This is a genomic window from Cupriavidus sp. WKF15 (assembly GCF_029278605.1).
Classification (GTDB): domain Bacteria; phylum Pseudomonadota; class Gammaproteobacteria; order Burkholderiales; family Burkholderiaceae; genus Cupriavidus.
Window position 1 is genome coordinate 1,174,661 of record NZ_CP119573.1, and the last position, 18,528, is coordinate 1,193,188.

Genomic DNA, 18,528 nt, shown 5'->3' on the forward strand with positions numbered 1-18,528 from the left:
CGCTGTGGCCTGGGTTACGCAGGACGACTTTATCCTGTGCGCGTTATCTAGTTGTCACACTTGTGTAAACCGGGTGTCTTAGCTTGGCCGCGACCCGTGGGGAGAGGGAGCGATGGAAGGCAAGGTTGGGCGGTTGGAGAAAACGGAAGCCGGTCGGCAGGAGCTTACCGGGCGAAATGGGACGCTTGACCGTCGCAGCCGCGCGCTGCTCATCATGGTGGATGGGCAGACCCGCTCGCGGGACCTTCGCGCCCGTGGGGAGCATCTCGGGCTTGACCCTGATACGCTGCGCCAATTGCTACAAAGGGGATTCATCAGGCTGGTCCCCGAACGCATCCATGAAACGGCTACCTGGCAGTTGGAAGAACAACCTTCAGCCATCCCGCCAAAGCTGGTTGGACAGAAGCGCTCCCTTGCCGCCGCCCGGATGTATCTGATGGATGTGGCAGAGCGAACGCTCGGCCGAACAGGGCACCCTATCAAGACGCGTCTGGTTGAGGCAATGGACTTGGCATCCATCGAACTAGCCTTCCAAGAGTTTCTCGACATAATGCGTCGGAAGGCTACCCCGGCCATCGTGGCTCATATCGAGGAACGTTTCCGAAACGTTCTTCCCCTTAGCAATGAGAGTTTGGGGCGTGGTTCGTCGGAAAGCGACTGAGTTCGTCGTGGAAAGCCTCGGCCGACGTACACTCGCGGTCATCCTATATCTCGCATGAATGGGTCACGCCGCTGTTTCCTGCCCATCCGGCCTCTCTTGGTCCGTAGACACCGGGCAATGGAGCATTGGTTTGTGGTCCGCTCTCGAAAGCCCATATGAACCTTTTGCCGAAGAGAGTTGGCAGGCTTAAGCTGCGGGCCTTTGCGATTTCAATAGTTGGACACATCATGTCTGTGAGCACAGTTGCACCTGTTGATGTACAGCCGCTCGTCACACTTAAGCGCTGGCGGGTTCGCGAAACAAGGTCGGGTCAACGACATTTTGTGGGGTACTGCGTCGAGAACAATGAGGCTCGAGTGAGCAGCGCAATCCAATCCTTTGACAGAGAAACAGCGGTCGGCGTCACCTCAAGCGGGCGGCGATATATGCTGTCGGGCTCGCCGTGCTTCGATGGTGAGGCTAGGCGTGTTTGGGACGAGATAGCCGGACAGGATGGCATCGGCAACACCAAGGATGTCAGCATGGATTTTATGGCGTCGGGTAAGCCGTGAGAGCGCATACAGCTAGTGCTCCTCTTCGTGCAGAGCTAGAAGACCGAATCGGTACCGATGGACTTGATTCTCCCTGCGCAGCCAGGGGCGCTCGGGCGCCATGGGTCTGTTCAATGTGGGAGAGCTCTTATGCAAGCAGATAGAAGCGACGCGCCCATCGAGACGCGGCTGGTATGCGGCTATGGTCTTGTGCAGGGTATCGGCTATAGGGAGGCGAGCGTGCGCCGTGCCCATGAGCAAGGGGTTACCGGTTGGGTCCCCAACCGCATGGACGATACCGTAAAGGCAATGCTTCAGGGCTCGCCAGAGCAGCTCGTCGACATGTGCGGTTGGTTGAGTGAAGGCATGTCGGCAGCGCTTGTGGACGAGCTTGAAGTTACTGAAGTGAAGCCACCCTTTGCACGCTTTGACCGGTTCGAGCGCTTGCCAACCCTGTAAGGGTGTTCATCGCGCACCGTATTCGTTGACTGCTAGCCCGACACCTGCGTCAGGACGAAAACTCCTCAAATGCCGCGAGCGCGTGCGTGGCGTACATCATCGACGGCCCGCCTCCCATATACACGGCTGTTCCCAGCACTTCCTCTAATTCAGCTCGGGTGGTTCCGAGTTGGACAAGCGTTTTGACGTGAAAGCCAATGCAGTCATCGCAGCGGCACGCGATTGCAATACCCAGCGCCACTAACTCCCGGGTCTTTTTGCTTAGCGCGCCTTCTTTGGTGCCGGCTGCGGCCAGTTGGCTGAAGGCCGTCATCAAGTCCGGCTGGCTCTCTCGCAGGCCGCGCATTTGCGCCGACACGTCTTTGACCACAGTCTTGAATTCTGGCAGGCCACTCATGAAAACCTCCTTCATCTTGAGGCCTGCGATGGCAGGCCGAACGATATGTGGACTTACTTGGCACCAGACTTCGATGACGCGCAGGTCTTTACACCAAGAATGCTGTAAGCGGGGCAGACGCGCACGATGCCTGTCAGCAGAGGCAGGACGCCAATCCAGCCCCAGGCGCCAATGCGACCTGTCGCGGCCAGACCAATGAGGACCAGCCCGACAACAATCCGGAGGACTCGGTCAACGGTTCCAACATTTGCTTGCATGACTGGCTCCTTGCCAATAACAAGATGGGGTGGATGAAAAGCGGAGTGGGTTGCTGCTGAGAACATTGAGTTCTGGAAGCGAGAGCTACTGAATAGTCTCGCCCCCTACAGGACGTCAGGTGTTGACGTGGCGCAAGCTCATGCGGAGCGAGTAGGCTGTCGGCGCTGGGCTGAAGCTATCGTGCGTCCTTCGGTTTGTCGCCCTTTGGCCAATCTTTCACCCTGGCGGCATAATCGGGCCTCGGCTGCTGCGTGAAGTAGGCTGCAACGTCTACGGAATCCTGTGCCGATAGCGTTCCACCCTGGCCAAGCGGCATGTTGTGCTTCACAAAAGCAGCGGCGGTGTACATGCGCGCCATCCCGGCTCCTACATTGAAGGAGTCCTTGCCCCAGACGGGCGGGAAAATATAACCGCCTTGCGGGTTCTTGGTGCCAAGCCCCTCCGCCCCGTGGCAGGACGCGCATTGCGCTGCATAGATTGCCTTACCGTGCTCACGGTTTGGGACGAGCGCGGTATCAATCTTTTCGAAACCTCTGCCGGTCATGTTGGTGCCAGTCGGGACCCCCGTAGACAGCCACTTCATATAGGCCATGATGGCATTCATTTCGGCCGAGTCGAACGCCAATGGCTTGCCATTCATCGAGCGCTGGAAGCAGTCGTTGATGCGCTCCTGAAGGGAGATGACCTTGCCGCTCCGGGACCGGTATTCGGGGAAGGCGCCAGCGAGTCCAACCCAGGGCGACGCATAGGCGGTCGTCCCGGCATTCAGGTGACAACTCGTGCAATTCAGGCCATTACCGACATTGTTTGGAAGTTGTTTGTGGGTGTCCGTCAGTAAGACCTTCCCACGTCTGATGGCGTCGCCCATTGGCCCCTTGGGAATCGAGGCCTCGTCTGGCACGGGCATAGGCATCGCCTGCGTTTCAGATAGCGCTGGCGCACTGGCGGCAACCAGCATTGCCAGGGTCAAAATGCGCAGCTTGATTGTGTTCACGAATGTCTCCTCAGAAATGGTTGTATCGACTAATGTGTTCGCTTTGGTATTCGCATTAGGCAGCCATGGCGACTCTCGCGACCATGCCGATGGCAATCAGGCCGGCGACCACTGCAAAACCTTGTTGCAGCCTGTGGCCGCTTAACCGGCTGGCGACGAGCCTGCCCCCTAACATGGCAGCTACGGCACCTCCAGCGAACGGCACACCAATCTGCCAGTTCATGCGCCCGGCAATCGCGGTCGAAATGACGCCGGAAGCGGAGACCAGCGTGATGACTGCCAGGGACGTCGCCACGATGGCCTGCACTGAGGCGTTGGTGGCCTTCTTCAGAGCGGGAACAATGACAAAGCCGCCACCAACACCGAGCAGGCCGGAGAGAAAGCCGGCGCCTACACCGGAGAGCGCAAGGGCGCGGGTGCAGGAAGCGGTCCAGACAAAGCGGCCGGTGCGATTGTCCAGTTGGCAAGGCCGCAACAGGCCGGCTCCCGTTGGGTGTTCCGGCGTGCTCCCGGTCGCTTGCCAGAACATCCGCCATGCCACAAAGGCCAGCACGGCTGCGAATAGCAGCGTTAGTGGGCCGTTCGGCAGACGGTGCGCGAGCCACAATCCGACAGGTGAGAACAGCGTGCCGGCGATAGCCATCAGCATGGCAGCGCGGTAATGCACAATGCCTGCGCGTAGTCCAAGTATGGCTCCTACGGCGGCAGACAGGCCCACCGCAAGCAGCGCGACCGGCGCGGCCTCCGCAACGTTCAGATGCAGAACGAAGAGCAGTAGCGGCACAGCGAGAATAGCGCCACCTGCCCCGGTCAACGCCAGGATGAGACCGACTACCGAGCCCAGCGCTGCACTGACGGCAAGTACGTTTTCCATCGATGTACGGCTTAACAGATGCGTTCATTGGACGTCGCCGCCGGGTGCTGGCCTGCTTACGCCCGTTGCAGGGGCGACTTGGCCCGCTCTGCAACTTCGAATACGACCATGCCGGCCACCATCGCCACCACAAAGCCAACGGCCTTTGGATAGCCAGCGCCCAAGGCCACCAGCGCGGGGCCGGGGCAGAAGCCTGCCAGACCCCAGCCGATGCCGAACGCCGCGCTGCCGAGCACCAGCCGCAGCGTCACGGTGGTGCTTGCGGGCAGTTGCACAGGCAGCCCAAGGAAAGAGCGCTTGCGGCGTTTGGCAATCAGGAAGGCGAGTGAGCCGACGGCAATCGCACCGGCCATCACAAAGGCCAGCGACGGGTCCCAGGTTCCTGCCAGGTCGAGGAAGCCCTGTACTTTGGCGGGGTTGGCCATGCCGGAGACCATCAGGCCGATGCCGAAGAGCAGGCCCGCGAGCAATGCGGTAATGGCGGTCATGTCAGCCTCCAATTAGGTGCCGCTGTACGAAGACAGTCAGAAATCCCGCCACCATGAACGTCAGGGTGGCGACCAGGGAGCGGACGGAACCGCGCGAGATGCCGCACACGCCGTGACCGCTGGTGCAGCCGCTGGCGTAGCGGGTGCCAAGGCCAACCAGAAAACCAGCGACCAGGATTTCTCCCCAGCTCGCCTGGATATCGGCAACAGCGGGCTTCCCGAGCAGGCTCGCAAGTACTGGGGCGCCGACCAGTCCGGTAAGGAAGGCTAGGCGCCAGGCCATGTCCTTTCGGGGCAGGCTGAGTAGGCCGCCAAGAATGCCACTGATACCGGCAATGCGGCCGTTGAACAGCACCAGCACGGCTGCTGCCGCGCCGATGACGAGTCCGCCAGCCAGCGACAGACCGGGCGTGAAGTTACCGAGGTCAATCAACATGTCGCCTCCTATTTGGCGTTGGCGCAGAACTGCTCATAAAGGACTGCCATGACGGCGAGCGCCTCAGGGCTTGCCACGGAATAGAAGATGTTCTTTCCTTCTCGGCGCGTTGCGACGAGGCCGTTTTCGCGTAGGACGCCAAGTTGCTGCGATAGCGTCGGCTGCCGAATGCCAAGTTGCGCCTCCAGTTCGCCGACTGACAGCTCGCCCTGTGAAAGCTGGCACATCAGCAGCAGGCGGTCCGGATTGGCGAGCACCTTGAGCAGCGCACAGGCATTCGTCGCAGCAGCTTGCATTGTGGGGAGGTCAATGGTCGGGTGGGGCTGGTCCATAGGTCGTCTAAACTTTGTGTCTTGATAGTATATTGAAAAATAGAATGTGTGTGAATAGAATGTATTGCATCCAAGGAGGCACGCATGCAACCGACCATTCAACCGTTCTTCGACCCGGCGACCTGGACCGTGACCTACGTGGTCTATCAGGAGGGGCGTCCCGAGTGCGCCATCATCGACTCGGTACTCGACTACGACCCCAAGGCGGGGCGGACATCAACGACAAGTGCCGATAAGGTCATCGCCTTCGTGCACGAGCACGAATTGCACGTCGAGTGGATTCTCGAGACGCATGCGCACGCCGACCACCTGTCTGCGGCGCCCTACCTCAAACGCCACCTCGGCGGTCGTATAGCCATCGGCCAGAACATTCGCCGTGTGCAGGGGGTGTTCAAGACGCTCTTCAACCTGGAACCTGAGTTCCGGCTCGACGGGTCGCAGTTCGACCACCTTTTCGAAGAGGATGAGACGTTTGCCATCGGTGGCCTGACCGGCAAGGCGATTCATGTGCCCGGCCATACCCCTGCCGACATGGCTTACCAGATTGGGGACGCGGTCTTTGTCGGCGATACGATGTTCATGCCGGACGTCGGCACTGCCCGCTGCGACTTTCCCGGGGGCAATGCGCATGAGCTGTACCGCTCCATCCGCAAACTCTTGGACTTTCCGGGCGAGACGCGGCTCTTTATGTGCCACGACTATCCGCCCGAGGGGCGGGGTCCGGCCTGGGAAACCACAGTGCGCGACCAACGGAACTGCAATATCCACGTCCACGATGGCGTGAGCGAGGACCAGTTCGTGGCGATGCGGCACGCACGTGACGCAACGCTGGCAATGCCGACGCTGATATTGCCGTCGGTCCAGGTCAACATCCGCGCCGGCGAATTGCCTCCACCCGAGTCCAACGGGGTGCGCTATCTGAAAATCCCGCTCAACGCCATCTGATGAACGGGCCTCGTTGCACCCATGCTATCCCCGACAGCCATTGTTGTTCTCGCCGCTCTCCTGCTTGGGGAGACCATTGCCTTCTGGCTGGGTCGCCGCTCGAAGGTCGATATCGACAAGAGTGTCATCACCATCGTGGTAGCCGGGGCCATCAGTGCACGCCTAGCCTTCGTCTGGAAGTGGCACACCGCCTATCTGGCAGCGCCGCTGAGCATCCTTGATATTCGCGATGGCGGATGGAGCCTTACCGCTGGCCTGGTAGTTGGCTGCGTTTTGGTACTCTGGATTGGCCTGCGCAACGCCACCCTGCGAAAGCCCCTGGCCGCTGCGATGCTGGCCAGCTTCAGCGTTCTGGGCATTGGGTCTGTTGTCGTTGACAGGCTCGATTCTGCCAAGCTTGCTCAAGGCAGGCTGCCTGAGCTTCCTCTAGCCTCGCTCCAAGGTGAAGCTGTCGTGCTGTCAAGCTTTGCCGGACGACCAACAGTACTCAATCTGTGGGCCAGCTGGTGTCCTCCGTGTCGGCAGGAGATGCCGATGCTTCGCGCGGCACAGGCAAATCATTCGGACATCAACTTTGTTTTTGTGAACCAGGGCGAGACCGCTCATCAGGTGCGGCGCTACCTTACGGAGCAGCACCTCACGATGTCCAATTTGCTTCTCGACCCGCAGAGCCACACGGCTGCTGCCCTTGGGCAAATCGCATTCCCGACGACCTACCTGTTCGATGCCACCGGACGCTTGATTGACGTCCGAGTCGGGGAATTGTCCGCCGGCACGCTAGCTGAGCGTCTTGCTCGCCTGATAGCACAGGATGGCAAGGCGAGTGCAGGCCAAGCTTCCCGAACCCACGACTAGCCATCCAGAACATACGCGACTTCGTTGTCGCCTCCCCCATACCATGAAATTTCCCCGCAATACCTCGCCCTCACTCCGCATTGCCTTTCCGCTTTGGCGCACTGGCATCTAAATGACCGCGTCCACGCATCGCATCATGATAGAAAACCCAAGAAACGTTGACCGTTTGCTTTTCGGATTCAGCAAACTAGATTTCCTGGACATAGCTTGGCTGCGGGACCGGTTCAAAAAGGCCGAAATTGCATTCGAGGCCTACGCCGGCATACAGCTCAAGAGTACATTCCCGGAGCTATCGTTTTCGACTGAGTGGCTGGCGAAAGCATGGTCGCTTTTTGAGCGGTACGCCAAGCATGGCAGCCAAAATCCTACGCGCCGGGAACTTCCTTTCCTGCTTTTTATGCTCGGGCTCAAGGCTGCGTGGCCAATGAAAACGCACTTCTCGCGCGAAACCTGGGAACTCGCCATGGAAGAAGGAACGGCCCGTGCGAAACAGATGCTCATGATAGTTTTTATTTTTCATGAGGACGGCGGGCCTTTGCTTAGGCTTGACACGGGACACCGTTAAGCCAGGTAAAGCAAACGCGAGACGAGGGATTCCCGTCAAACCGCACGGTTTACTTATCGTGCGGCCGAGGGTCCAATCATGGATGCCTGTCTGGTGATTCCTTTCGCCAGCACATTTCACATCTTACTGAGCTCTCTGGCATGGATGTACAGTCCAAACGACCCACTGGCGCAAGGCGGTAGCCGACCTAGAAGTTCAATCGTTAAATTTCTTGTTCTGTAAAAGTCGAACAGAAGCGAAGTGTTTTTGGTTAACGTAGCAACCGAATTTAGCCAATCCTCTGACGTGCGTGCGCCGCCAAAAAAGTCAGCGTGCGGGGTTAAGGCGCGGATGGGTTTCCTCGCCCCACAGGTAGAGCAGCAGTCCAGACAGGAACATTGTGCCTGCCACAAACCAGAAAGCGCTCTCAATATTGCCTCCCAACGCGGCGGTAATACCCAGTCCGAGCGCCCCGATGCCATAACCCAGGTCACGCCAGAAGCGATAGATGCCGATGGCCGAGGCTCGCCAATTCGGATGAGCAATGTCGGCAACGGCCGCGCTCAGGTTCGGGTAGAGCATTGCCATCCCGAGTCCTGCTATAGCAGCAGCAGTGCTCCACCACATTGAACCCGAGCCAAGCGGCAGGAGCGCAACCCCGCCGCCGCAAATCCACATGCCTAACGTGTTGAGCAAATGACGGCCCAGGTGGTCCGACAGTTTTCCGGTGAAAAACTGTGCTGCGCCCCAAGTGAAGCCGTAGACGCCTACAATCCAGCCGATGCCCGGCAGGCTCACCCCGCGCTGATGCAAATAGACTGGCCAAAATACCCATACCAGAGCATCGACGAACTTCTCGACCATTCCTGCCTGGCACAGTACCGCCATTCGCCGGTCCCGCCAGGTCATCAGTGCGAACATTTCTGCGGTCGTCGGCTGTGGCCCCACAACTGCCGGGTACTTGGGCCGCAATGCTTGAGTTCCCGGACTCGTATGGCGCTTCACTTCATCACGTGCCCAGGGGAGGGTCTCGGTGATGGCCAGCCAGGCCAGAATCGTGGCTAACCCGATGACGACGCTGCCGAACCACAGCAAGCCTTGCCGGGGGCCGAGCATTGAGGCGAGATAACCTGTCATGATGCCCGCTAGCGCGACGCCGACGTAGCCAGAGAACTCATTTAGCCCAATGACAAGACCGCGCTGGTCAGCGCGTGTGATGTCGAGTTTCGCAGTCTGAGTCATGGACCATGTCAAGCCTTGGTTGACGCCCAGCAAAATGGTGGCGAACACAACCCATGACCAACTGGTCGCAAAATAGACCAGAGGGGGGATGGGTAGTGCGACGACCCAACCCAGCAGAAGGACGCGCTTTCGGCCAAGCTTCTCAGCCATGCGTCCTGCGACGAAGTTCATCGCACCCTTCACGAAACCGAAGGCGACGACGAATGCCACCAACAGCATGAATGAGCCACGCGGGACGCCGAACTCGGATTCGGCCAATGCGGGCACAACATTGCGCATCATGCCTATGGTGAGACCGACGAGCAGCACCTGCAGCAGTTGCTGCAAGAATTGACTCAGATTTACTCGAATGCCAAAGAGCACGATATTTCTACACCTCTGTTGTCTCAGGGAGCACGCAGCGCAGGGTTGCTCCCACGATGCGGGCCATCTCCGCTGGTTGAGGCGGAATCTCTTTCGTCAATGACTCGATGAACGCAGCTTTCGGCAAGGAGAGCATGGGATTGAAGCGCTTCCCGAAGGTCGTCCAGAAAACCGGGGCCTTGTCGTTCACGTTACAAGTACGCTCGCTGCCATAGAGCACATCATTCAGTACGAGCAAGGTTTTCAAGAACTCTCCTTACACTTCGACCGGCAGTCCGCGAGCGCGCCACTCAGCGACGCCATCGGTCAGATGGAACGCCTGATACCCGCGCTTGCGTAGTAGCTCGACGGCGTCTTTGGCCATCAAGCAAAACGGGCCTCGGCAATACGCCACAACAGGGACGTCTTTCGGCAACTCGCTAAGACGCTTTTTGAGCTCCGCAACCGGTAATGACCGCGCGTGCGGGAGGTGTGCCACATTGAATTCGCTCTGAGGCCGCACGTCGAGAACAACAACTTCCCCCGCAGCCGCCTTTCGAAGGATTTCTTTCCGGTCCATGCCACGCAATTCGTCGCGATGTTCCACTAAGCTTGCGACCGCCATTTGTAATTCGACGAGCCGCGCCTCCGCTTCAGTGCGCAAGGTGACCCACAAGTCTGCAACGCTATTGCTGGCCAAACGGTAGAGCACGTATTTGCCTTCCTTCCGGCTTTCAACCAAGTGAGCATGACGAAGCTCCTTGAGGTGCGCGCTAGCCAGCTTCATGCTGATGTTGGCCTGTTCGGCCAGGGTCTCGACAGTCTTCTCACCCTGGCACAAGAGCTCAATCAGCTCCAAGCGTTTGGGGCTGGACACCGCCTTGCCGATGCGGGCGACCTGCTGGTAGAGGTAGTCTTTGACTTCTCGCATTCTTTCATTCTAACGGCTATTTGAATATATCTTAAGCGCAATACGTGGGGGCTGGGGGTGTCGTCAAGGATACAAGGCGCTTAAGCGGCGACGGGGCACGTGCGGCGAAGATTCAAGGGGCCACGATACCAACAAGCGTTTCATGCCCATTCACGCTCTGCAGTGACGCCAACGACTCAAACTGTCTGCCGGCGAAGGGGAGTTCCCCCAACGGGGTGCGAAAATCACACTGTTTTTCTTACGTGTTCTCCTTGCTTGCTCTACGATACGAATGATTCGTATTTGCGAAATAGGGGATGCGATGTTCTCAATGCTCATGGTCACCTTTCGTGAGGGGGTGGAGGCATTCCTGATTGCGGCCGTCACGCTGATGTTCCTTCAGAAGACGGGGCGCCAGTATTTGGTGAGCGCGGCGAGGGCCGGCATTCTCGCCGCATTGCTCCTCTCGGCGGTGCTGGGCTTGCTGCTGTATCGCTTGGGCGGAATGAGTCCCTTTGCCGAAGCCTGGCTGGCACTATTGGCAGGCACCCTCGTGGTTTCATGCACCTGGCATATGCTCAAACACGGCAAGGCGATTGCCGGTGAGATTCGCGGCCGGCTTTCCAGGGTCCCGGACGAGAGGTCGGCGGGACCATGGCTTGCCGTTTTTGCTTTCATGCTGCTGATGGTCGGGCGAGAAGGTGTCGAGGCAGCAACGATGATTGCCTCGCTCTCCGCTGGTGCGGCAACCGGTCACTTGGCATTGGGCGGCGCTCTGGGCGTGATTTGTGCTGGTGTCTTGGCATGGGCGTGGACCAAGTATGGGCGGAGGGTCAACCTGTCGCTGTTCTTCCAGGTCACTGCCATATTCATGGTCTTGTTCTCGGTTCAACTGGCCATCTACGCCGTCCATGAATTTTCCGAAGCTGGTGCACTGCCGTTCGTCAATAACGAGTATTGGCACGAAATGACCGAGCCTTTCGGCCCCGAGGGGATGTACGGCATCTGGCTTAGTTACGGCTTGGTACTTGCGCCACTCGCATTCCTCGTCTTTGCAAGATTGAACGGCCGGAATCAGTCAGCGCCAGCTGAGAAGGGCTGACCCTCATTTTGTGCGTCCCAATCCGCCGAACAGCATGTCGCGCGCCAGACACTGGTCGCTCTATGCCGTATTTGGAATCTGGCTTGCCACGGGGCTTGTGTGGCTCGCCATAAGCTTCGCGACTTGACAGCGTCGGAATGGTTGGGTGGAGCATGAGGCTCCACGGCGCTGCGGGCCTTCATGTCGATGTTCCTGCTCGGCGGCATTTGGTCAGCGCATATTTCATGTTCCTGGAAGCAACACCGCAATTGGTTGGCTGGGATGAGTTTCGCCGGCGGTGTGGCTGTGTTGGTGGTGACCGGATACGGCCTCTACTATTTCAACGGTGAGGAGCTCCGTTGCTATCGGAATGGGTCCACTGGACCGTTGGGGTAGTGCTTGGCTTCCTGTTCTGGTACCACCTTGCTCGCTGGCGTCGGGGGCTGCACGGGCGTTGAGGACCTACTAAGCTCTTATGGGGAGTTGCTCAGCAGAGTTCGGAAGACGGGCAGAATCTTGTGTTGCATCGACGGGACCAGAAGCCGGCAATAGCCGGCTTCTCTTGTCTCCGCGCGCAGGTCACACTATCCCCGCAAAACGTCTGGCCAAGTGATAGAACCCGGTCGCGGGGGGAATGGGCTCGAATTTGCCATCGTTCGGCTTGCTGCTTCGCACCTCGCTGGAAGAGTCAACGTGCCGCATACTCGCATCGGATGGTCTGCCGAGCCACGGGGCGCACATGGATTTTCTCGGATAACTGACGAAAATCTGGCGTTTTGGAACCAATGACGCCACGAATCCTTGGTCAGCATTGACTCCGAAGAGAAAAATGAGAATGACTACATCTGCTGGTACCTTGCGTCAGATTCCCTTCAGCATATGGATGCTGGGCTGCGTGAGTCTGCTGATGGATGTCTCCTCGGAAATCATCCATAGCCTGCTTCCTGTGTTCATGGTCACCACGCTTGGCGCTAGTGCCATGGCGGTTGGGCTGATAGAAGGCGCGGCGGAGGCGACGGCGCTGATAGTGAAGGTCTTCTCGGGTGCCTTGAGCGACTATCTTGGGAAGCGGAAGGCATTGGCCGTACTTGGTTACGCGCTCGGGGCACTTTCAAAGCCATTGTTTGCAATCGCCCCCGGTGTCGGAGCCGTGCTGACCGCTCGTTTGACCGACCGAATTGGCAAGGGCATTCGAGGCGCGCCGCGTGACGCACTGGTCGCGGACATCGCTCCGCAGCACATTCGCGGTGCTGCCTTTGGCTTGCGCCAGGCGCTGGACACCGTCGGCGCCTTCCTGGGCCCCTTGATTGCCATCGGCCTAATGTTCCTTTGGAAGAACGACTTCAGGTCGGTGTTCTGGGTGGCCGTCATCCCCGGTGTCTTGTGTGTCGCCGTGCTTATTCTCGGCGTACAGGAGCCCGAGGCACACCAAGGAGCAGAGCGTGTGAACCCCATCCAGCGGGCAAACCTCGCATCTCTGAGCCCAGCTTACTGGGGTGTGGTTGCGGTCGGGGCGGTATTCACACTGGCACGATTCAGCGAGGCGTTTCTGGTGCTCCGGGCTCAGCAGGCCGGGCTGCCCCTATTCCTGGCACCTCTGGTTTTCGTTGTGATGAACATCGTGTATTCCGTGTCGGCTTACCCATTCGGAAAGCTGGCAGACCGGCACAGTCATGCGAAGTTGTTGGTGTGGGGGATTGTCGTCCTGACTGGTGCCGACTTAGTGCTAGCGACGGGTTTACACTGGGTCGTTGCGCTGTGCGGGGTTGCACTATGGGGCCTGCACATGGGTATGACGCAGGGCCTGCTCGCGACAATGGTGGCCGATACAGCACCGCCGGAATTACGGGGTACGGCATACGGGGTTTTCAACCTTGCGAGCGGCCTCGCTATGCTGATTGCGAGCGCATTGGCTGGTTGGCTTTGGGACAGCATCGGAGCAGCCTTCACGTTCTACGGCGGAGCCATGTTCTGCGGGGCGGCTATTGTGTTGATTCTATTAATAGGGCGAAGAACGAGCTGACGCTATGGTCGCAAGGTCGAGGAGCCTGAAGCCAAAGCATGAGAAATGGCTGGCGGCAGCTTTGGTTCTGGGCGACCAGGAATTCGATGCCGCGCAATCGTAAATCGGCAACCTGAGCGGATGCGTTTCTTGCGCGTTCGGCCACAGAGGTTGGGCCAGTTGGCGGGGGTACGCGCTGGGCGCCGCTTACGCTGTATCGTGCCTTCGTCCGTGTGGCATCTTTTCACTCACAAGCTGCTCCATCTCACCTTGCAGCGAATCGTGCGCACGAGCTGCAAGCCATGCGGCGAGCCCGTACTTCGCGAGCTTTCCGCTGAAGATGGCAGCGAAGACCGCAAGCCGTGAAAACTTTGCCAGCGCAACAACGACGAGCGCAGGCGTTTGCGGAAGGGGGGAGGCGGCGATGGCCAGTAGCGCGACCAGACCGTAGTCCTCTGCAAGTCGTGCAATCCTGGCCCACTTTGCAGAGCGTGTGAGTTCAGGGAAATACTCGAGTAACTGCACCCAGCCGAGATGGTGGAATGCAACATAGAGGACGAGCGCAGCCGTGCCGCTCCCCACAGCGGCACAGAGCGCTATAGTTCTCCATCGCCGCGCGTTAAGCAGCACGGAAGCGGACAAGAGCGGCACCACAGGTACGGACATGCTCAAGGTGGCAAGAAATGCCAGTCCACCGACCAGGACGGGGTAGGCCCTTCGGTCCGCTCGCTTGCTCAACATGTCGAGGACACCGGGGAAGACTAGGCGACTGAGCCTTTTTGGCTGCGCAGTACACGCAGGAAGCCCGCCCCCATTACCGTGGGGCGATGGGCTGGGCTGATGGTGTCTGGCTTCTGCATCCATGGAAGACAGCTGAGCTGGCAATCAGTGCGCAATGGCGCTCACTTCGGAAGGAATGTTCCAAAGGCTGAAATGGGGGTTCCGGCAGAGGGTACCATAGAAGGAGAAGATGTCGTCTAGCAGCCGTGGTGCCGCTGATGCTGGTACACATATCGCGCGGGGTCTTGTTTAAAGACGGCGCGCGAAGCCTGAGATTCGAAGAAGTATGTCCGACCTTCAAAGTTCGCCGTGATGGCATGAGCGACCTCAACCTTCCTTCCTGTGACGGGGTCGCGGGCGGTGGAGCTGTACTCCTGCGTTGTATGGCGTTGCGCGCGCTCTTGACTGTTTCGGCGACTCATGAATTGCTGCCACGCTATCAGGGCGACGACGGCCAGCCCGCAAAGCAGGAGCCATGAGAGATTCTGTGAGAGCCAGTTCATCGTAAGGCCTCCTCGTCAATGTTTGTCTTGGGGTTCGCATTCGCCCGCATTCGCATAGCGCGCCAACTGTCATCAAAGGCGAAGACTGCCCCACATCACATTGACCAGACAGGAGAGTAGATGTAGTCCAACCAGTGTGGTGAGCGGAGTCCGCCGAAGCCGGTAAGGCGAATGCATGCCAGGGGCGAGTCCCACGGCGTCGGCGGCCTGATGACCAGAGAGCCAAATCTTCAGAAATGCCGAGTTGGCCACCGCACTCAACGGAATGCTGCCCTCGCTGTAGCGGCAAAGACGGGAGCATGGGCCCCGCCCCTCTGGAGGGAGCGGGGGCGATAGGCGGCCTGCAAGGCACAACTTGCACTTTCCAGTATGGGCATCCAAGGCCATTGGCTCTTGATGCCAATCAAGGAAGCGACGTGGTCTCTGCAACGTAGGCTGCCCCCGTAAGTCCCGTAGGGCGACTCCCGCACCGAATCCGCGCTGAACGGACCGCGTGGCGAACTCGAGTCTGGGCTAACTGCAGGATGATTTCGCTCGTAAGGACAGTTGCCCGACATCAACGCTTGCCCCCATTTTTTGCCTAGATTCCAAGCAAGCCAGAAAGGGGCCGGCTGGTTGCGCGAGCCGGCCTCTCCTCGACAGTTGTGCACGGTCCTGTTTCAGGACAATCCTGAACTCGTTCAGCATATAAGGAGAGAAACGATGAAGAGGAAAATCCTAATGCTGGTACTTTCAGCACAGCCGCTTACTACCATTCCCGCGCTTCGCTGCAGACGAAATCTGCTAGCAAGAGCGCTCAAACTGCGCACGAGCTTGTCAACGTCGCCTCGTTCGACAAGCCCACGCTCAACAGGTGCCAGGTGTGGCGCTACCCAAGAATCGGAGCAGGGCTGTCTTTTTACCGATTGACACGCCAAGATGGACGTAATCAAAGTCGTTGAGAGTCAGCTGGAGGCCGCGATTGCCGCCAAGAAGTGCCATGCGTGCGGTTGCTTGGCGTCGACACTTAAGGCGATGGGCGGTGCCACGGAGGTTCTTCCCGAGCTTGGACCGATGCTGGCTGCAGCAGAGCGCGTCCTTCTTACGCAGAAGTACGAGTGCCTGGGGTGCCAAGTGTGCTTCCCAGCAATCGCAGCGAACGCGCTCGCCGAAGCATATCCGGAAATCCTCTCTCAAGCCGCACTTTGTCCCACCGAAGCGCCCGAGGAGCGCCACGGCTGGCCACCTCTCCCTGGGGACTACACCGTGCTGCGCTATGGAGCCTCCGTCGCTGTTTGCACCCTCAACAGTGATGCCCTGGCGAAGGAACTCGCCGACCAAGCTCCGGATGGCTTGGCCATTGTCGGCACAATGCATACGGAGAACTTGGGGGTCGAGCGCGTCATTCGAAATGTGCTCGCCAATCCGAACATCCGCTGGTTGATTTTGTGTGGGGAGGACACGAGGCAGCTTGTTGGGCACCTTCCCGGCCAGTCGATGGAATCCCTGTGCACCAACGGAACAGACGACAGCCAGCGCATCATTGGCGCCAAGGGGAAGCGCCCCTACTTGAAAAACGTTTCCCGAGAGCACATAGAGGCTTTCAACCGACAGGTTGGACTTGTCTCAATGATTGGCACCGAAGATGTCGGCCTTATCAGTCAGGCAATTGTTGACCGGCACAGGCAAGGGGTGCCGCCGTTCGGGGAGCATGTTGCTGATATTGCCGTCGAAACCGTCGTCTCTCGGGAGCCTCAGTTTTACAAGTCAGACCCTGCTGGCTTTCTCGTGGTCTATCCAGACCACCGAGCAAAGAAGTTGGTGGCGGAGCATTACACCAATGCTGGTCAGCTTGACGTCGTCGTCGAAGGGGCAACGCCAACTGCTGTCTACTCGGAAATTGTGAAGCGTGGACTGGTGAGCCAGCTCGACCACGCTGCCTACCTGGGTCGCGAACTTGCAAACGCCGCGCACAGCCTCCTGACTGGCCAACAGTACGTTCAGGACCGGGCGCCCGGCAAGCCCATGCCCCTTTCCGATGCTGCATTCTCGATACGAGGGAAGCCCTAACTTTCGACGGCCGGACAACGGTTACTCGGCGTTAATGCGAAGCCCTCACAAGTCCATGGCCAAATGGTCATCGCAGCCACATCGAGTTCTTGATGGGTCCCCGCCAGCGTGCGAGTGAGCGAGTGAACGCGCCAAGGAATTCTGGCGTTACGATTAGACCTTGCATCACGGGCACGGAGGGGGAAAATGGGGTGCGATTGCGGTCACTCACCGGCACGGACAGACGAAGAGCGGAAGACCGTGCGCATCGCGCTGGCACTGAATCTTGCGATGTTCGTCATTGGCACGACTGCGGGCCTTTGGGCCCAATCGAGTGGGCTGCTGGCTGACGCGCTTGACATGCTATCCGACGCAGCGGCCTACGCGATGGCACTGATAGCGGTAGCGCGAGGGCCGGCTTTCAAGCACCGCTCCGCACGATTGAGCGGTATCCTGCTGTTCGTGCTCGGCCTCGGCATTTTTGTCGACGTAGCAAGGCGGGCACTAGGAGGTACGGAACCGGTCGGCGGCGTCATGATGGTGTTCGCGTTGCTGTCGTTGGCAGTCAACGCTACTGTACTACGCATGCTCGCGCGCTTCCGAACTGGGGAGGTCCATCTTCGCGCCACCTACCTTTTCACTCGAGCCGACGTTGTTGCGAACCTCGGCGTTTTTGTGTCCGGCGCAATTGTTGCGATAACGGGGCTTCGCTGGGCCGACCTCGTTACAGGTTTTCTCATCGGAGCCTATGTTGTGCGCGAGGCGACGGAGATTTTGCGGGACTCCCGAAAAAGAGGAAGTCCTGCCTGAATAGCGGACCCACATGCTCAGGCGGCGCCCGCTCATTCCATCTCGGTGGTCGGCGGCTTGCCAGTCTTTGCGACTGGTGGTCTTCTGTCGTTGGGCTCGATGGTCGGATTCATCTCTCACTACAAGCAACTGGTTCATGTGGAGGGACATTCCCGGGGGCTGGAGACGGCAACGCTAGGCGCAGAGGAGCGATTGGCGCCAATCCTGAGACGGCGATGGTCACTGGCCTCGGCTTGTTACCGTTAGCCCTTCAAAGTGGGGAACCCGGAAATGAAGTGGAGGGACCGATGGCCGTAGTCATTCTCGGCGGCCTTGTCACCTCAACGGTGCTGAACCTTCTTGTGCTGCCGACGCTAGCGCTTCGCTTCGGGCAATTCGACCGCTCCCGCTGCATTTTTGACCGGCGACTCTTATCGAATAGCAGTTGCTATTTCGGACACAGTGAGCATGATTGAATTGCGCAGCGTGATGCCGAACAGGGTAACGAGCAGCGGGCCACGCCGGCTGCGTAGGGCAATATAAACCAACAGGCAGATGACGACCCGCTTATCGGCGAGGCGGTATGCCAGATGTCCGCGACGCCTGCTATGCCGTCGATTGGGTCACCGATGGGGAACAAGCCGGTCTCGCGGCCTCGACCGAACAGTATTCGGCGGTGCTCCCGGACCTGGGCCTCCCTGGGCAGGACGGCTTGGCGGTGTTGCGGCATCTGCGGCAACGTGCCAACTCGGTAAGGCCGTCGCAACGAAGCTCGAGTGTACGAGCTTTGCGGAGAGCGCAGGTTAGCTGAAAGGCCAGCTTGGCTTCTCCGCAATTGTCACGTTCGGGGAAGTGCAATGAAACCGTCTCGGTGAAGGCTGGACCGAAGGGAACCGCGAAGCGGCCGAATCGTAGGCGGCGCTGACCAGTGCGACAAGTCGCCCGAGGGGCGTCACTATACACCAGAGCAAAGTGGTCAGAAGTAGGCGCCGGCGTTCGACTGCCGGTTGCAAGCGAACTTGCAAATCCTCTGCCTTCCAAGGAGAGCAAATAGAGTTTGAGCTGGAAGCCAGATGGC

Annotated in this window: 22 protein-coding genes and 1 pseudogene; 12 read left to right on the forward strand and 11 right to left on the reverse strand. The window is 59.0% G+C overall.

All coding sequences use genetic code 11. From position 1 onward, the window contains the following. Window positions 1-112 precede the first annotated feature (112 nt). From CupriaWKF_RS22675 to CupriaWKF_RS22685, 3 genes are all read left to right on the forward strand, one after another. The gene (locus tag CupriaWKF_RS22675) at window positions 113-661 is read left to right on the forward strand and encodes a hypothetical protein (RefSeq protein WP_276102983.1); all 549 of its coding nucleotides are present in this window, start codon (window positions 113-115) and stop codon (window positions 659-661) included. A 227-nt stretch (window positions 662-888) separates the two neighbouring features. Then, window positions 889-1,212 (forward strand): hypothetical protein, encoded by a 324-nt coding sequence (locus CupriaWKF_RS22680; RefSeq protein ID WP_276102984.1) that lies wholly within the window; start codon window positions 889-891, stop codon window positions 1,210-1,212. Window positions 1,213-1,341: 129 nt separating this feature from the next. Then, window positions 1,342-1,650 (forward strand): acylphosphatase, encoded by a 309-nt coding sequence (locus CupriaWKF_RS22685; protein ID WP_276102985.1) that lies wholly within the window; start codon window positions 1,342-1,344, stop codon window positions 1,648-1,650. 49 nt (window positions 1,651-1,699) lie between these two features. On the opposite strand, the gene CupriaWKF_RS22690 is transcribed toward CupriaWKF_RS22685, so the two are convergent. The 7 genes from CupriaWKF_RS22690 to CupriaWKF_RS22720 form a co-directional block, all read right to left on the reverse strand. Then, complete coding sequence (locus tag CupriaWKF_RS22690; protein WP_276102986.1) at window positions 1,700-2,047, reverse strand: carboxymuconolactone decarboxylase family protein; 348 nt, start codon at window positions 2,045-2,047, stop codon at window positions 1,700-1,702. Window positions 2,048-2,100: 53 nt separating this feature from the next. After that, a complete protein-coding gene (locus CupriaWKF_RS22695) occupies window positions 2,101-2,304 on the reverse strand; it encodes a DUF2892 domain-containing protein (RefSeq protein WP_276102987.1) in 204 nt (67 codons plus the stop codon). 176 nt (window positions 2,305-2,480) lie between these two features. Further along, window positions 2,481-3,299 (reverse strand): c-type cytochrome, encoded by an 819-nt coding sequence (locus CupriaWKF_RS22700; protein ID WP_276102988.1) that lies wholly within the window; start codon window positions 3,297-3,299, stop codon window positions 2,481-2,483. Window positions 3,300-3,354: 55 nt separating this feature from the next. Further along, on the reverse strand, window positions 3,355-4,173 hold the full coding sequence (locus CupriaWKF_RS22705) for a sulfite exporter TauE/SafE family protein (protein ID WP_276102989.1): 819 nt from the start codon (window positions 4,171-4,173) through the stop codon (window positions 3,355-3,357). A gap of 56 nt (window positions 4,174-4,229) precedes the next feature. After that, window positions 4,230-4,661, reverse strand: a complete 432-nt coding sequence (locus CupriaWKF_RS22710) for a YeeE/YedE family protein (RefSeq protein WP_276102990.1) — start codon at window positions 4,659-4,661, stop codon at window positions 4,230-4,232. A gap of 1 nt (window position 4,662) precedes the next feature. Further along, window positions 4,663-5,097 carry a YeeE/YedE family protein gene (locus CupriaWKF_RS22715; protein ID WP_276102991.1) on the reverse strand — a complete coding sequence of 145 codons (435 nt, stop codon included), beginning with the start codon at window positions 5,095-5,097 and terminating at the stop codon, window positions 4,663-4,665. 8 nt (window positions 5,098-5,105) lie between these two features. Next, window positions 5,106-5,429 (reverse strand): metalloregulator ArsR/SmtB family transcription factor, encoded by a 324-nt coding sequence (locus CupriaWKF_RS22720; RefSeq protein WP_276102992.1) that lies wholly within the window; start codon window positions 5,427-5,429, stop codon window positions 5,106-5,108. Between the two features lie 84 nt (window positions 5,430-5,513). On the opposite strand from CupriaWKF_RS22720, the gene CupriaWKF_RS22725 reads away from it, so the two are divergent. The 3 genes from CupriaWKF_RS22725 to CupriaWKF_RS22735 all read left to right on the forward strand — a co-directional run bounded on the left by CupriaWKF_RS22725 (window position 5,514) and on the right by CupriaWKF_RS22735 (window position 7,794). Next, window positions 5,514-6,374, forward strand: coding sequence for an MBL fold metallo-hydrolase (locus CupriaWKF_RS22725; protein ID WP_276102993.1), 861 nt, complete (start codon window positions 5,514-5,516; stop codon window positions 6,372-6,374). A gap of 21 nt (window positions 6,375-6,395) precedes the next feature. Further along, window positions 6,396-7,229, forward strand: coding sequence for a TlpA disulfide reductase family protein (locus CupriaWKF_RS22730; RefSeq protein ID WP_276102994.1), 834 nt, complete (start codon window positions 6,396-6,398; stop codon window positions 7,227-7,229). 112 nt (window positions 7,230-7,341) lie between these two features. Continuing rightward, window positions 7,342-7,794: a hypothetical protein gene (locus tag CupriaWKF_RS22735; protein ID WP_276102995.1), complete on the forward strand. Its 453-nt coding sequence runs from the start codon at window positions 7,342-7,344 to the stop codon at window positions 7,792-7,794. A 306-nt stretch (window positions 7,795-8,100) separates the two neighbouring features. Here CupriaWKF_RS22735 and CupriaWKF_RS22740 read toward each other — a convergent pair whose 3' ends face one another. Genes CupriaWKF_RS22740 through CupriaWKF_RS22750 form a run of 3 tightly spaced genes read right to left on the reverse strand, consistent with a single transcriptional unit; the run spans window position 8,101 to window position 10,288 of the window. After that, complete coding sequence (locus CupriaWKF_RS22740) at window positions 8,101-9,342, reverse strand: MFS transporter (protein ID WP_276102996.1); 1,242 nt, start codon at window positions 9,340-9,342, stop codon at window positions 8,101-8,103. Between the two features lie 43 nt (window positions 9,343-9,385). Then, window positions 9,386-9,625 (reverse strand): hypothetical protein, encoded by a 240-nt coding sequence (locus tag CupriaWKF_RS22745; RefSeq protein ID WP_276102997.1) that lies wholly within the window; start codon window positions 9,623-9,625, stop codon window positions 9,386-9,388. 9 nt (window positions 9,626-9,634) lie between these two features. After that, window positions 9,635-10,288, reverse strand: coding sequence for a metalloregulator ArsR/SmtB family transcription factor (locus CupriaWKF_RS22750; RefSeq protein ID WP_276102998.1), 654 nt, complete (start codon window positions 10,286-10,288; stop codon window positions 9,635-9,637). A 301-nt stretch (window positions 10,289-10,589) separates the two neighbouring features. Between CupriaWKF_RS22750 and CupriaWKF_RS22755 the strand changes: the two genes are divergently transcribed. Beyond that, complete coding sequence (locus CupriaWKF_RS22755; protein ID WP_276102999.1) at window positions 10,590-11,369, forward strand: FTR1 family protein; 780 nt, start codon at window positions 10,590-10,592, stop codon at window positions 11,367-11,369. A gap of 814 nt (window positions 11,370-12,183) precedes the next feature. Continuing rightward, entirely contained in the window at window positions 12,184-13,371 is a 1,188-nt protein-coding gene (locus CupriaWKF_RS22760) for an MFS transporter (RefSeq protein ID WP_276103000.1), read from the forward strand. A 186-nt stretch (window positions 13,372-13,557) separates the two neighbouring features. Here the strand turns inward: CupriaWKF_RS22760 and CupriaWKF_RS22765 are convergent, their stop codons facing one another. Continuing rightward, the gene (locus CupriaWKF_RS22765) at window positions 13,558-14,091 is read right to left on the reverse strand and encodes a hypothetical protein (RefSeq protein WP_276103001.1); all 534 of its coding nucleotides are present in this window, start codon (window positions 14,089-14,091) and stop codon (window positions 13,558-13,560) included. Between the two features lie 248 nt (window positions 14,092-14,339). Here CupriaWKF_RS22765 and CupriaWKF_RS22770 point away from each other — a divergent pair, with 248 nt between their 5' ends. From CupriaWKF_RS22770 to CupriaWKF_RS22785, 4 genes and pseudogenes are all read left to right on the forward strand, one after another. Further along, complete coding sequence (locus tag CupriaWKF_RS22770; protein WP_276103002.1) at window positions 14,340-14,609, forward strand: hypothetical protein; 270 nt, start codon at window positions 14,340-14,342, stop codon at window positions 14,607-14,609. A 942-nt stretch (window positions 14,610-15,551) separates the two neighbouring features. Next, on the forward strand, window positions 15,552-16,682 hold the full coding sequence (locus tag CupriaWKF_RS22775; protein ID WP_276103003.1) for a DUF4346 domain-containing protein: 1,131 nt from the start codon (window positions 15,552-15,554) through the stop codon (window positions 16,680-16,682). Window positions 16,683-16,922: 240 nt separating this feature from the next. After that, window positions 16,923-17,471 carry a cation diffusion facilitator family transporter gene (locus tag CupriaWKF_RS22780; protein WP_276103004.1) on the forward strand — a complete coding sequence of 183 codons (549 nt, stop codon included), beginning with the start codon at window positions 16,923-16,925 and terminating at the stop codon, window positions 17,469-17,471. A 45-nt stretch (window positions 17,472-17,516) separates the two neighbouring features. Then, window positions 17,517-17,926: pseudogene (locus tag CupriaWKF_RS22785) on the forward strand (efflux RND transporter permease subunit); the annotation flags it as partial. Between the last annotated feature and the right edge of the window lie 602 nt (window positions 17,927-18,528).

Coding starts and splice junctions, on each gene's coding strand:
- CupriaWKF_RS22685 (WP_276102985.1), top strand. CDS start 1,342: ATGCAAGCAGATAGAAGCGACGCGCCCATCGAGACGCGGCTGGTATGC.
- CupriaWKF_RS22705 (WP_276102989.1), bottom strand. CDS start 4,173: ATGGAAAACGTACTTGCCGTCAGTGCAGCGCTGGGCTCGGTAGTCGGT.
- CupriaWKF_RS22695 (WP_276102987.1), bottom strand. CDS start 2,304: ATGCAAGCAAATGTTGGAACCGTTGACCGAGTCCTCCGGATTGTTGTC.
- CupriaWKF_RS22680 (WP_276102984.1), top strand. CDS start 889: ATGTCTGTGAGCACAGTTGCACCTGTTGATGTACAGCCGCTCGTCACA.
- CupriaWKF_RS22675 (WP_276102983.1), top strand. CDS start 113: ATGGAAGGCAAGGTTGGGCGGTTGGAGAAAACGGAAGCCGGTCGGCAG.
- CupriaWKF_RS22725 (WP_276102993.1), top strand. CDS start 5,514: ATGCAACCGACCATTCAACCGTTCTTCGACCCGGCGACCTGGACCGTG.
- CupriaWKF_RS22760 (WP_276103000.1), top strand. CDS start 12,184: ATGACTACATCTGCTGGTACCTTGCGTCAGATTCCCTTCAGCATATGG.
- CupriaWKF_RS22775 (WP_276103003.1), top strand. CDS start 15,552: ATGGACGTAATCAAAGTCGTTGAGAGTCAGCTGGAGGCCGCGATTGCC.
- CupriaWKF_RS22755 (WP_276102999.1), top strand. CDS start 10,590: ATGTTCTCAATGCTCATGGTCACCTTTCGTGAGGGGGTGGAGGCATTC.
- CupriaWKF_RS22720 (WP_276102992.1), bottom strand. CDS start 5,429: ATGGACCAGCCCCACCCGACCATTGACCTCCCCACAATGCAAGCTGCT.
- CupriaWKF_RS22735 (WP_276102995.1), top strand. CDS start 7,342: ATGACCGCGTCCACGCATCGCATCATGATAGAAAACCCAAGAAACGTT.
- CupriaWKF_RS22765 (WP_276103001.1), bottom strand. CDS start 14,091: ATGTTGAGCAAGCGAGCGGACCGAAGGGCCTACCCCGTCCTGGTCGGT.
- CupriaWKF_RS22710 (WP_276102990.1), bottom strand. CDS start 4,661: ATGACCGCCATTACCGCATTGCTCGCGGGCCTGCTCTTCGGCATCGGC.
- CupriaWKF_RS22690 (WP_276102986.1), bottom strand. CDS start 2,047: ATGAGTGGCCTGCCAGAATTCAAGACTGTGGTCAAAGACGTGTCGGCG.
- CupriaWKF_RS22750 (WP_276102998.1), bottom strand. CDS start 10,288: ATGCGAGAAGTCAAAGACTACCTCTACCAGCAGGTCGCCCGCATCGGC.
- CupriaWKF_RS22730 (WP_276102994.1), top strand. CDS start 6,396: ATGCTATCCCCGACAGCCATTGTTGTTCTCGCCGCTCTCCTGCTTGGG.
- CupriaWKF_RS22715 (WP_276102991.1), bottom strand. CDS start 5,097: ATGTTGATTGACCTCGGTAACTTCACGCCCGGTCTGTCGCTGGCTGGC.